Origin of the sequence: Enterobacter sp. 237C8 (assembly GCF_034106865.1) — a bacterium.
GTDB classification, from domain to species: Bacteria; Pseudomonadota; Gammaproteobacteria; order Enterobacterales; family Enterobacteriaceae; genus Enterobacter; species Enterobacter asburiae_B.
On the sequence record NZ_JAWNDF010000007.1, the window covers coordinates 111,077 to 123,654 of the forward strand.

Here is a 12,578-nt window from a genome sequence, read left to right on the forward strand (position 1 = left end):
TCAGACGATGTAGTCGACCAGCGCAGGTTCTTGTTTACAGAGGCGACGCCAGTCAACGATCGGCATACGCACCTGCATCCCCACGCTGCCGTCATCCTCCATCCACTCTTTTTCTATCGCCTGAAGCTGATAAAACCGGCTGCGCAGCCTGCCTTCCTGTGGCGGCAGTCGCAGCGTGTGCTGAGCTACCTCACCGGAAAGACGTTCTGTCAAAGCCTGGAAAAGCAGTGGCACACCAATACCGGTCTGGGCAGAAAGCCAGACCCGAATCGGTTTGTTTTCTTCATCTCTGTCGATACGCGGTTCGAAATCGTCCAGCATATCGATCTTGTTCATGACCAACAGCGTTGGGATCTCGTGGGCGTCGATCTCTTCGAGCACCACGTTGACCGCGTCGATGTTCTCCTGCACGCGCACGTCTGCCGCATCAATCACGTGCAGCAGCAGAGTCGCCTGTCGCGTCTCCTGCAGGGTGGCTTTAAACGCCGCCACCAGGTCATGCGGCAGGTGGCGGATAAACCCTACGGTATCCGCCAGCACCGTTTCACCGACGTCTGCAACGTCAATACGGCGCAGCGTAGGGTCCAGGGTCGCAAACAGCTGGTCTGCGGCATACACCTGGGCCTCGGTTATCTGGTTAAACAGGGTGGATTTACCGGCGTTGGTATAGCCCACCAGCGACACCGTCGGGATGTCGGCTTTGGTTCGCGCCCGACGCCCCTGTTCACGCTGTTTCTCTACACGTTCCAGACGTGAAAGGATCTGGGTAATTCGGCCACGCAGCAAACGACGGTCGGTTTCGAGCTGGGTTTCACCCGGGCCGCGCAAACCAATCCCGCCTTTTTGTCTTTCAAGGTGTGTCCAGCCACGCACCAGACGCGTTGCCAGATGGCGCAGCTGCGCCAGCTCAACCTGCAGTTTCCCTTCGTGGGTACGTGCACGCTGAGCAAAGATATCTAAAATCAAACCCGTGCGATCGATAACACGGCATTCGCAAAGGGCTTCCAGGTTGCGCTCCTGGGCTGGAGACAGCGCATGATCAAACAACACGACTGACGCGCCGGTTGCTTTTACGGCATCCGCAATTTCGACTGCTTTACCTTCACCAACAAAATACTTTGGGTGCGGCGCTTTACGGCTACCGGTAATCACCTGCATTGCTTCGACACCGGCGGAAGAGACCAGAGATTCAAACTCCTGGAGGTCTTCCATATCTTTGTCTTGCGAAAAATAGATGTGTACCAGCACCGCCTGCTCACCGGCATCATAACGGTCAAACAAGCGTAAACCTCTCTAAAAAGATCAGCGGGGAACGCAGGATCCCTGGCTCCCCGTGTGGATAACAGTGCGAAACCTTATTCGGTCTCGTCGCTGTCCTGCGCCGGCGTTGAAGAACCCTGCGCGCTGCTGCCATGATGGTAGTTACTACCAGTGCCGCCGCCAGCGTTATTGCTGTGATGAGATACCGGACGGGACGGAACAACAGTAGAAATAGCGTGCTTGTAGACCATCTGACTGACCGTGTTTTTCAACAGAATCACAAACTGATCGAAAGACTCAATCTGACCTTGCAGCTTAATACCATTCACCAAATAAATAGAAACTGGAACACGTTCCCGACGCAATGCGTTCAGGAACGGATCTTGTAAAGATTGCCCCTTAGCCATTCTATCTTTTCCTTATATGCTTGTTTTGTACTTAGAACCTTGCGATTCTGAAAAATTGCGCACGATACGTCTCAATTGTACACATTCAGTGAGCGATATCACCAACAACCTCAATCACTTCGTTTAACGCCTGTTGCGGTTTTTCACTGTCTAACCAGTGAACACCCTCCCAACCGCGCAACCAGGTGATCTGGCGCTTCGCTAACTGTCTCGTGGCGCAAACACCTCTATAAACCATTTCATCGTATGAAATCTCACCTTCAACATACGACCACATCTGGCGATATCCCACACAACGAATGGAAGGCATGTCCGTATGCAAATCTCCACGGGCAAATAGCGCCCGCACTTCTGCTTCAAAATCTGAAGCTAACATCTGATGAAAACGCTGCTCAATTCGCTGATGGAGCAGTTCACGGCTCGCCGGGGCGATGGCGAACTGATGCACCTGATACGGCAGAGCGTCTCCTGACGTTTGCGTCAGTTCCGTTAAAGTTTTACCCGAAATGAAAAAAACTTCCAGTGCCCGGGAAAGCCTTTGCGGATCATTTGGATGGATCCGTGCTGCAGCAACCGGGTCAATCTCCGCCAGTTGCTGATGCAAAACGTCCCAACCCTGCTCTGCCGCCTGCTGCTCAATTTTCGCTCTTATTTCCGGATCCGCGGATGGCAGAGGTGACAACCCCTCCAGCAACGCCTTGAAATAGAGCATGGTTCCGCCAACCAACAGCGGTATACGTCCCGCCGCCGTTATCTCGGCCATTTCGGCTAAGGCATCCCGGCGGAAATCCGCTGCGGAATAGGCCTGAGCCGGGTCGAGAATATCCAGCAAACGGTGCGGTGCCGCACGCAACTCTTCTGCGTCAGGCTTCGCCGTGCCGATGTCCATCCCCCGGTAGATGAGGGCGGAGTCGACGCTAATCAACTCTACAGGCAAAACTTTACGCAACTCAATGGCTAGCGCCGTTTTGCCGGAGGCCGTTGGGCCCATTAAAAAAATTGCCTTAGGCAGGCTCGCCTTACTTGCGTCAATCATGTTTCAGGGCATTCATCGCCGTTTGTAAATCAACAGGTTGTAATAACCCACCCGGCGGCGTTTTCACCAGATGCGGACAGAGGCGTTCCACCTCCGCCAGCACGCTAATGGCCTGCGCCATACTCCACGGCGCGTGTTCGCTTGCCAGATGGCGGGCGATCCACTGCGCGGTGTTGGCGGCATCAAATGATGTTTGCTGCGCCAGGTAGCCTATCAGTTCAGGAATCAAGTTTTGTAAATTTTGTTGGCGTAAGGGTAAAGGCACTGCACGAATTGTCACATGTTGTGGTTCGAGCACAGTTTCAATACCCATTTGCGCCAGCTGCGGCTCTGCGCGCTGCAATACCCTCGTTTCATCAGGGGATATTTTCAGGCGAACCGGAATTAATAACGGCTGCGCGCAGGCTGCATTTTCGCCTGGCGTAAGCTGCACCTGCTTGAGCCAGCGTTCAGCGACCGGCAGGGCCAGAAGCATCAGTTTGCCGTCACGCTCAAGCAGCGCCATATCGGGCGCGATAATCGTCAGCACCCGGCCAAAACTCTGGCTATGGCCGTCCAGAGAAGGCTGAGCGGGCGGAATGTGCTCTTTACGCTCCACGGCGGGCGTTTCCAGCAGCTTGCGGTACAACGCTCCCTGCTGCTTCTGATAGCCCGGCTGGGCATTCGGGTAGTTCGCGCCCGTTGGACGCGGTGCGCTCCCGGTCGGGGAGAAACGCGGAGCTTCCGGTTCACGCGCGACGGCAGGCTCAGCAAAATGGTTGCGCCCTGCCGCTACACGGTTTTCAGGCAGCGGACGCGGCGCAGGGGCGTCCTTCTCCAGCGGCAGAGTTGGCGCTGCCTGCTGCTGCAACACGGCGGCCACGCCCTGATAAATGAAGTCGTGAACCAGACGCGACTGGTGGAAACGCACCTCATGCTTGGCAGGATGAACGTTTACATCCACCTGATGGGGGTCGATTTCCAGATAAAGGACGAAAGCTGGCTGCTGATCGGCCCCGAGTTTGTCTTCGCAGGCCTGGCGAATCGCGTGATTGATGAGACGATCGCGCATCATGCGCCCGTTCACGTAGCAATACTGAATTTCAGAGAACGCAGCACTGCTCGCGTTTGGATCGGCAACCCAGCCGCGTAAAGCCAGATCGCCGTGCTGCCACTCAATGGCCAGAGCCTGTTCCAGAAACGGCGTCCCGCAGATAGCGCCCAGGCGACGCTCTTTCTGTCCACCTTCCGCCACCGCGCGGTACTGGCGCATCACCTTACCGTTATGGCTGAGGTTGATGGCGACATCGAATCGGGCGAGCGCAATACGGCGAATGATCTCGTCGATATGGCCGAACTCGGTCTTCTCGGTACGCATAAACTTGCGTCGGGCGGGGGTGTTGTAGAACAGATCCAGGACTTCCAGCGTCGTGCCGACAGGGTGCGCCGCGGGTTTGACCGTCACATCCATATCGCGCCCTTCAGCGTAAGCCTGCCAGGCTTCCTGCTGTTCAGCGGTACGGGAGGTCAGCGTTAAGCGCGAAACGGAGCTAATACTGGCCAGCGCTTCGCCGCGAAAACCGAGGCTAATAATCGCTTCCAGATCGTCCAGAGAGGCGATTTTACTGGTGGCGTGACGAGCCAGCGCCAGCGCCAGCTCCTCTTTTTTAATGCCGCAGCCGTTGTCGCGAATGCGGATAAGCTTCGCGCCACCGCGTTCGATATCAATATCGATGCGGGTTGCGCCCGCATCGAGGCTGTTTTCCACCAGCTCCTTCACCACCGACGCAGGGCGTTCCACCACCTCACCGGCGGCGATTTGGTTCGCGAGCTGCGGCGGTAGAACCTGAATCGGCATGAATGCTCCTTAGTTGGTCGCGGTCATCTCACCCGGCAGCGCTGCGCTGGCCGTCTGTGCTGAGCCGCTCTGCGGCGCAGACTGCAGAGGATGCGCCTCAAAATATTTACGTAAACCGTTATAAATCGCTTCGGCAATTTGCTGCTGGTAACTGTCGCTTCCCAACAGACGCTCTTCACCGTTGTTACTGATAAAGCCCGTCTCTACAAGGATGGACGGAATATCCGGGGAGCGCAGAACACCGAGGCTGGCATGTTCCGGACGGCGCTTATGCAGCACGCCAACGCTTTGCAGCTGGTTCAATACGTTAGTGGCGACATCATACCCGACGCGCTGCGAATGACCGAACTGTAAATCCAGCACCGCCTGGCTGAGGTACGGATCGGACTGGCTGTTCGCCAGCACGTCGCCCGCGCCGCCTAACAGTTCAGACTGCTTCTCGTGCTCTTCCAGCCAGTTGGCCATTTCGCTGTTAGCGCGACGGTTCGACAGCACCCAAACCGAGGCGCCGGTCGCGCTACGATTCGGTGCAGCGTCCGCATGAATAGAGACCAGGAAGTTCGCGTTTTGCTTACGCGCCACGTCCGAGCGCCCCATTACGGAGATAAAGTAGTCCCCGTCGCGGGTCAACACGCCTTTAAACATAGGGTCGTCATTGAGTAGCGAACGCAGTTTCCGCGCGATCGCGATAGTCACGTTTTTTTCTCGCGTGCCGCCAGGGCCAATCGCCCCGGGGTCTTCCCCGCCGTGACCCGCATCAATGGCGATAATCACTTTGTCACCGCTGACCGTCGCGCGTCGCGCGCTGGCCGCAGAGCGCGTCACCGTATCGCTGCTGGTTGCCGCAGTAATGCGATCGTTCTGCGATTTAAACGGATTACGCGCAGGTTCAGAAGGACGCGGCGTATACACCGGTTCTTCCACGCGCTTCGCTACGACCGGCGGCGGTGGAGGCGGTGGCGGCGCGTCGGCATTGATGGTAAACACTACCGTATAGTTCGCCCCGTTTTGCTGCTTCACCGCCTTCGTTTTGCCCTTTTCGGTCAGATCAACCACCAGGCGTAACGACTGGCTATCCTGCGGCGTTCCCGAACGGATACTTTTCACCAGGTTGTTACCGCTGAACCGCAGCGGTAGCCCCTGGATCACGCCTGTTTGTTTGATATCCAGCGCCACGCTGTGGCTGTCTGGCTGTGAGAACGCATATTCAGGGTCGCCCATAAAGCTGAACGTGATCCGGGCCTGGCTTTCGCCGTTTGATACCTGAATATCTGAGAGGTTTGCCGCCCCGGCCTGCGCGCACAGCAGCACGGTGGCAGCCAACAACCAACCTTTAACGCGATTTATCATCCCGTCATCCCTACGCTTAACCGGCCAGTCGCGCCAGTAAGGAACTGCCTGATGAGGAAACAGCACTGATGCGCGCCTCACGCCCTTGTGCCTGGTAATCTAAGTGAATTTCGACATCCGGGTCAGGCAGCACACCCGCACCTTGTTGCGGCCACTCCACCAGGCAAATGGCGTCGTTGGCAAAATAATCACGGATCCCCATAAATTCCAGCTCCTCAGGATCCGCAAGGCGGTATAAATCGAAGTGATACACCATGAGATTTTCAAGGGTGTACGGTTCTACCAGCGTGTAGGTTGGGCTTTTCACATTCCCGTTATGCCCTAACGCCTGCAAAAAACCCCGGCTGAAGGTGGTTTTACCCGCACCTAAATCACCATACAGATAAATGACGGTTGCCCCCTGACAGGCCTGCGCCACGCGCTTGCCGAGTTCTAAAGTGGCTTGTTCATCAGGTAAAGGAATCGCTCGATTAGTCATTTTCTACGTCAATCACATCCGGGTTAACAACACGCCGCAGCGTGCAAAAAAGATCGGTGGCCAGCATGCCGCGTGTACCGTAACGCGCGGCCAGTTTATCCGCCGCGACACCGTGGGCCACGCAGCCCGCGCAGGCTGCATCATAAAGGGGAAGTTTCTGTCCAAGCAATGCGCCAATGATGCCGGAAAGCACATCGCCCATGCCGCCGCTTGCCATGCCCGCATTTCCGGCATCAATAATGCCCTGCGTCTCGTCACTGGCGACAACGGTTCCAGCCCCTTTCAAAACAGCAACACCTCCGTAACGTTTTACCAGACGCTGAGCAGAAAGTAAGCGATCGCTTTCAATTTCTGCCACGCTGCAGTTAAGCAGGCGCGCGGCTTCGCCGGGGTGTGGCGTCAGAATGCGATTGTGACGCTTATCGGGGTTTATTGCCAGAAGGTTAAGCGCGTCGGCATCCCACAGCATCGGTTTACGAAAATTCTCGACCTTTTGCAGGGCCTGTTTGCCCCATGCCTGCTGCCCAAGCCCGGGGCCGATCACCACCACATCCGCCCATTCCAGGCTTTCTTCAAGCGACTGAGGCGTAAGCTCATGGACCATCAGCTCCGGTCGGGCCGTAACGATCGGCGCAATATTCTCAATGCGAGTGAGTACTCGCACTAATCCGGCACCGCTGCGCAGAGCCGCCTCGCCGGTCATGCGAATCGCACCTGCCGTACCATGATCGCCGCCAATAATCACCAGCCTGCCGTGATCGCCCTTATGGGACGTTGGTCGGCGCGGCGGGAGCCACGCCGCAAGCTGCGAAGCATCAAAACGCGCGAGGTGCGTTTCCTGCCCGGACAGCCAGCTCTCCAGCCCCAGCGCATGGTGGTGCAGGACGCCAACAACGTCTCGTGCTTTACCGGTCAGTAGCCCCGGCTTGAGGGCAATGAAGGTTACCGTATGTGCAGCCTGAATGACCGCCCCCGGCGTCGCGCCGGTTTGTGCAATCAGGCCAGAGGGAATATCCAGGGCAACGACCGGCGCGGAATGTCTGTTAGCGTGTTCAATAAGGGCGGCAATGTTCTCGCGAGGCGCACTGCGTAGCCCGGTACCCAGCAGACCGTCAACAATCAGATCCACCTCTTCCGGCCAGACGATATCAGGCGCATGAATCACGCCGCCTGCGTTAAGCCACGCCTCCCGCGCCCCGCTGGCCTCTTCCGGCAGCGGTTTATCACTCTCCAGGGCCAGCAACGTCACGCGGATACCTGCCGCAACCGCGAGACGGGCGACGACGTAGCCGTCGCCGCCGTTATTGCCGTGACCGCACAGAATCATCCAGTGGGCGGCCTGAGGGTACGCGCTGCGGGCAACGTTAAACGCCGCCTCCCCCGCGCGCAGCATCAGTTCATAAAGGGTAATCCCGAGGCTGTCTGCGGCCTCTTTTTCGGCGCGCCGGAGGTCATCCGCATGCCAGATGGAATGTGGTATACTTGCGGGGTTTTTCTTCACCGTATGGTCCGTCATGTCACAGCCCCTCGATCTCAATGAATTAGCGCAAAAAATAAAACAGTGGGGTGCTGAGCTTGGCTTCCAGAAGGTGGGCATTACCGATACCGACCTTTCCGCCAGCGAGCCAAAACTGCAGGCCTGGCTGGACAAACAATACCACGGCGAAATGGAGTGGATGGCGCGTCATGGCATGATGCGCGCCCGCCCTCACGAGCTTTTGCCGGGCACGTTACGCGTCATCAGCGTGCGCATGAATTATCTGCCCGCCAACGCGGCCTTTGCGCGCACGCTAAAAAATCCCTCTCTGGGTTACGTCAGCCGGTACGCCCTGGGACGTGATTACCATAAGCTCTTGCGTAACCGTTTAAAAAAACTCGGGGAAACTATTCAGCAGCACTGTGTTTCGCTGAATTTTAGACCCTTTGTCGATTCTGCGCCTATTCTTGAGCGCCCGATCGCCGAAAAAGCCGGGCTTGGCTGGACAGGTAAGCACTCACTTATCCTTAGCCGCGACGCCGGATCGTTCTTCTTCCTGGGTGAACTGCTGATTGATTTACCGCTGCCGGTAGACGGCCCGGTAGAGGAAGGCTGCGGACGCTGCGTGGCCTGCATGACCATCTGTCCGACGGGTGCCATCGTCGAGCCTTACACCGTTGATGCGCGCCGCTGCATCTCCTACCTCACTATCGAACTGGAAGGGGCCATTCCAGAGGAATTTCGACCGCTTATCGGCAACCGCATCTACGGCTGCGACGACTGCCAGCTGATCTGCCCGTGGAACCGCTATTCGCAGCTCACGGACGAAGAGGATTTCAGCCCGCGTAAGGCGCTGCATGCGCCGCAGCTGGTTGAGTTATTCGCCTGGACCGAAGCCTGGTTCCTGAAAGTGACGGAAGGTTCGGCCATTCGCCGTATCGGTCATTTGCGCTGGCTGCGTAATGTTGCCGTCGCGCTGGGTAATGCCCCGTGGGATGAAGCCAATATTCAGGCGCTTGAAAGCCGTAAAGGTGAGCACCCACTTCTTGATGAACACATAGAATGGGCGATTGCGCAGCAAATAGAGAAGCGTAATGCCTGCACGATCGAGGTGCAGCTACCGAAGAAACAGCGTCTGGTGCGGGTGATTGAAAAAGGGCTTACGCGGGATGCCTGAACTATTCACAGCCTGTGAATAAAATTACAAACTCAAGCGCCATCTGGGCTGGAGAAGAGGTCAAGTGATCTCAATAACATTTTGAAATGAAAATTTATTTACTAAATACAGCGCGTTACAAAGATATCATTCACCCTGCTAAGTTTTAACCCTGTTACGGTTAAGCGTAGTTTCTGTGGATAACTCTGTTCACAAGAGTATTTCAGAGACAATAGAAAACGTCCCCAACGATTCTTTTCGCTGTGGATATTTTAGAGATTAAGAAGAATTTGGAGCGGGAAACGAGACTCGAACTCGCGACCCCGACCTTGGCAAGGTCGTGCTCTACCAACTGAGCTATTCCCGCTTGGGTGGTCCGTGCTTTAGAAGCACTTTCAAATTTTGGAGCGGGAAACGAGACTCGAACTCGCGACCCCGACCTTGGCAAGGTCGTGCTCTACCAACTGAGCTATTCCCGCTTGGGTGGTCCGTGCTTTGGAAGCACTTTTCAAATTTTGGAGCGGGAAACGAGACTCGAACTCGCGACCCCGACCTTGGCAAGGTCGTGCTCTACCAACTGAGCTATTCCCGCAAATCTGCACTGCTTTTGTTGCTGTCGTAACGTGTAATTCTCTGTCGTTACGGGAGGCGCATTATACGAGAAATCCTTTTAGCTGCAACCCCCCTTAAAGCGATTTTTTCGAAATTAAGTTCAAATGCTTAATTAATCGGCAAGCTGAACAATTTAACGACAAAAACCCGGCCACGCAAGGCGCCGGATCGCAAAATCACAGCTTAATAAAGTTTTCGCGATAGTAGGAAAGCTCCGCCACAGACTCACGGATATCGTCCATCGCCTGGTGAGTCCCCTGCTTTTTAAAGCCGTCGAGGATTTCAGGCTTCCAGCGACGCGCCAGCTCTTTCAGAGTGCTGACATCCAGATAGCGGTAGTGGAAATATGACTCCAGCTCCGGCATGTACTTAAACAGGAAACGGCGATCCTGGCCGATACTATTCCCACAGATAGGCGATTTGCCTGCCGGAACCCACTGTTTCAGGAACTCAAGCGTCGCCAGCTCCGCCTCGCGATCGCCGAACGTGCTCGCCTTCACGCGCTCTACCAGGCCACTGCCGGTGTGGGTGCGCACGTTCCATTCATCCATCAAAGCCAGCTGGTCGTCGGACTGATGCACCGCAATCGTTGGCCCTTCAGCCAGGATATTCAGGTTAGCGTCCGTCACCAGCGTTGCAATTTCAATGATGCGATCGCGCTCGGGATCCAGCCCGGTCATTTCGAGATCGATCCAAATCAGGTTGTTTTCATCCGCGCTCATGTTATTTTCCACCCTTCTCGCATAACCGGCTGTAGCAGGTTAACTAGTATTAATTAGAGTGTATCATAGAGGTTTTGCCCCTTACGGGCGACCAGGAGCCAGCGCGATTGAGTAAAAATAAACTCTCCAAAGGGCAGCAGCGCCGCGTAAACGCAAACCACCAGCGCCGTCTTAAAACCACTTCGGAGAAGCCGGATTATGACGACAACCTGTTTGGTGAAGCGACAGAAGGCGTAGTTATCAGCCGTTTCGGTATGCATGCCGATGTCGAATCCGCCGACGGGGATATCCACCGTTGCAATATCCGTCGCACCATCCGTTCACTGGTTACCGGCGATCGCGTGGTCTGGCGACCGGGTAAAGAGGCGGCGGAAGGCGTTACGGTAAAAGGTATCGTTGAAGCGGTTCATGAGCGCACGTCCGTGTTAACCCGTCCCGATTTCTACGACGGGGTCAAACCCATTGCCGCCAACATTAACCAGATTGTTATCGTATCGGCGATTTTGCCCGAACTTTCGCTCAACATTATCGACCGATATCTCGTCGCCTGCGAAACGCTGCAGGTTGAACCGATTATCGTGTTGAACAAAATCGATCTGCTGGATGACGACGGCATGGCCTTCGTGAATGAGCAGATGGATATCTACCGCAAGATTGGTTACCGCGTGCTGATGGTCTCCAGCCACACCAAAGATGGCCTTAAACCGCTGGAAGAGGCGCTGACCGACCGCATCAGCATCTTTGCGGGCCAGTCCGGCGTAGGTAAATCGAGCCTGCTGAACAACCTGCTTGGCCTCCAGCAAGAGATCCTGACCAACGATGTGTCCAACGTCTCTGGCCTGGGCCAGCACACCACCACCGCCTCGCGTCTGTATCATTTCCCGCACGGCGGCGACGTGATCGACTCCCCGGGGGTGCGTGAGTTCGGTTTGTGGCACCTTGAGCCGGAACAAATCTTTAACGGATTTGTCGAATTCCATGATTATTTAGGCGCTTGTAAATACCGCGACTGTAAGCACGATAACGACCCTGGCTGCGCTATCCGTGAAGCGGTTGAGAAAGGCGAGATCGCGGAAACCCGCTTCGAGAATTACCACCGTATTCTTGAGAGCATGGAAGACGTAAAAACGCGTAAAAACTTTTCTGATTCTGATAACTGACAACTAAGCTAAGCATCGCTAAAATCGTCCCCTTTTTTCAGGTTCCGGCGGCTTAACGCCGGATCAGGAACGACAAAACAATGGCCTGGAGGCTACCTTGTTAAACGCATTTAAACTTTCGCTTCAATACATTCTGCCAAAACTGTGGCTCACTCGCCTGGCGGGCTGGGGCGCAAGCAAACGCGCGGGCTGGCTGACCAAACTGGTCATCGACCTTTTCGTAAAATATTACAAGGTCGATATGAAAGAGGCGCAGAAGCCGGATACCGCCAGCTACCGCACCTTCAACGAGTTCTTCGTACGCCCGCTGCGTGACGAAGTGCGCCCGCTGAACACCGACCCTAACGTCCTGGTGATGCCGGCAGACGGCGTGATCAGCCAGTTGGGTGATATCGAAGACGACAAAATCCTGCAGGCGAAGGGCCATAACTACAGTCTGGAAGCGCTGCTGGCGGGTAACTACCTGATGGCGGATCTGTTCCGTAACGGTACCTTTGCCACCACCTATCTTTCACCGCGCGACTACCATCGCGTGCACATGCCGTGTAACGGTATCCTGCGTGAAATGATTTACGTCCCGGGCGACCTGTTCTCCGTAAACCACCTGACCGCGCAGAACGTGCCGAACCTGTTTGCCCGTAACGAGCGCGTCATCTGTCTGTTCGATACTGAATTTGGCCCTATGGCGCAGATTCTGGTCGGTGCGACCATCGTAGGCAGCATCGAAACCGTCTGGGCGGGCACCATCACCCCACCGCGCGAAGGCGTGATCAAACGCTGGACCTGGCCTGCCGGTGAAGCGGAAGGCTCGGTGGCCCTGCTGAAAGGTCAGGAGATGGGTCGCTTCAAGCTGGGCTCTACCGTAATCAACCTGTTTGCGCCGGGCAAAGTGAAGCTGGCTGAACAACTCGAAAGCCTGTCGGTCACCAAGCTGGGCCAGCCGCTGGCGGTCTCTACCGAAACCTTCGTGACGCCGGATGCAGAACCAGCGCCGCTACCGCAGGAAGAGATCAACGCCGAGCACGACGCCAGCCCGCTGGTTGACGACAAAAAAGACGAAGGCTAACAACAGAAGGATCGCTG

The 12,578-nt window shown here is 55.9% G+C and carries 11 protein-coding genes and 3 tRNA genes; 3 read left to right on the forward strand and 11 right to left on the reverse strand.

Going from position 1 to position 12,578, the window contains the following annotated elements:
• The 7 genes from hflX to nnr all read right to left on the reverse strand — a co-directional run bounded on the left by hflX (nt 1) and on the right by nnr (nt 7,884).
• Nucleotides 1-1,281, reverse strand: coding sequence for a ribosome rescue GTPase HflX (gene hflX / locus USF70_RS17430; protein WP_023310136.1), 1,281 nt, complete (start codon nt 1,279-1,281; stop codon nt 1-3).
• Between the two features lie 74 nt (nt 1,282-1,355).
• Nucleotides 1,356-1,667: an RNA chaperone Hfq gene (gene hfq, locus USF70_RS17435; RefSeq protein ID WP_023334248.1), complete on the reverse strand. Its 312-nt coding sequence runs from the start codon at nt 1,665-1,667 to the stop codon at nt 1,356-1,358.
• 85 nt (nt 1,668-1,752) lie between these two features.
• Nucleotides 1,753-2,703, reverse strand: a complete 951-nt coding sequence (gene miaA, locus USF70_RS17440) for a tRNA (adenosine(37)-N6)-dimethylallyltransferase MiaA (RefSeq protein ID WP_320735854.1) — start codon at nt 2,701-2,703, stop codon at nt 1,753-1,755.
• On the reverse strand, nt 2,696-4,540 hold the full coding sequence (gene mutL / locus USF70_RS17445; RefSeq protein WP_087823498.1) for a DNA mismatch repair endonuclease MutL: 1,845 nt from the start codon (nt 4,538-4,540) through the stop codon (nt 2,696-2,698). The genes miaA and mutL overlap by 8 nt, the downstream gene beginning before the upstream one ends.
• A gap of 9 nt (nt 4,541-4,549) precedes the next feature.
• On the reverse strand, nt 4,550-5,890 hold the full coding sequence (gene amiB / locus USF70_RS17450) for an N-acetylmuramoyl-L-alanine amidase AmiB (protein WP_320735855.1): 1,341 nt from the start codon (nt 5,888-5,890) through the stop codon (nt 4,550-4,552).
• Nucleotides 5,891-5,906: 16 nt separating this feature from the next.
• Nucleotides 5,907-6,368, reverse strand: coding sequence for a tRNA (adenosine(37)-N6)-threonylcarbamoyltransferase complex ATPase subunit type 1 TsaE (gene tsaE / locus USF70_RS17455; RefSeq protein WP_013095283.1), 462 nt, complete (start codon nt 6,366-6,368; stop codon nt 5,907-5,909).
• Nucleotides 6,361-7,884, reverse strand: coding sequence for a bifunctional ADP-dependent NAD(P)H-hydrate dehydratase/NAD(P)H-hydrate epimerase (nnr, locus tag USF70_RS17460; protein ID WP_033144460.1), 1,524 nt, complete (start codon nt 7,882-7,884; stop codon nt 6,361-6,363). The genes tsaE and nnr overlap by 8 nt, the downstream gene beginning before the upstream one ends.
• Here nnr and queG point away from each other — a divergent pair.
• Nucleotides 7,883-9,022, forward strand: coding sequence for a tRNA epoxyqueuosine(34) reductase QueG (gene queG, locus USF70_RS17465; RefSeq protein ID WP_214580078.1), 1,140 nt, complete (start codon nt 7,883-7,885; stop codon nt 9,020-9,022). The two genes, nnr and queG, sit on opposite strands and share 2 nt — an antisense overlap.
• A gap of 270 nt (nt 9,023-9,292) precedes the next feature.
• Here the strand turns inward: queG and USF70_RS17470 are convergent.
• From USF70_RS17470 to orn, 4 genes are all read right to left on the reverse strand, one after another.
• Nucleotides 9,293-9,368, reverse strand: a tRNA-Gly gene (locus tag USF70_RS17470).
• 36 nt (nt 9,369-9,404) lie between these two features.
• Nucleotides 9,405-9,480, reverse strand: a tRNA-Gly gene (locus USF70_RS17475).
• A gap of 37 nt (nt 9,481-9,517) precedes the next feature.
• A tRNA-Gly gene (locus USF70_RS17480) sits at nt 9,518-9,593 on the reverse strand.
• Nucleotides 9,594-9,789: 196 nt separating this feature from the next.
• Nucleotides 9,790-10,335, reverse strand: coding sequence for an oligoribonuclease (gene orn, locus USF70_RS17485; protein ID WP_023310130.1), 546 nt, complete (start codon nt 10,333-10,335; stop codon nt 9,790-9,792).
• A gap of 107 nt (nt 10,336-10,442) precedes the next feature.
• Here orn and rsgA point away from each other — a divergent pair, with 107 nt between their 5' ends.
• Together rsgA and asd are read left to right on the forward strand one after the other, a co-directional pair.
• Nucleotides 10,443-11,495 carry a small ribosomal subunit biogenesis GTPase RsgA gene (gene rsgA, locus USF70_RS17490; protein WP_023334242.1) on the forward strand — a complete coding sequence of 351 codons (1,053 nt, stop codon included), beginning with the start codon at nt 10,443-10,445 and terminating at the stop codon, nt 11,493-11,495.
• A gap of 97 nt (nt 11,496-11,592) precedes the next feature.
• Nucleotides 11,593-12,561, forward strand: a complete 969-nt coding sequence (asd, locus tag USF70_RS17495) for an archaetidylserine decarboxylase (protein WP_069303551.1) — start codon at nt 11,593-11,595, stop codon at nt 12,559-12,561.
• Nucleotides 12,562-12,578 lie beyond the last annotated feature (17 nt).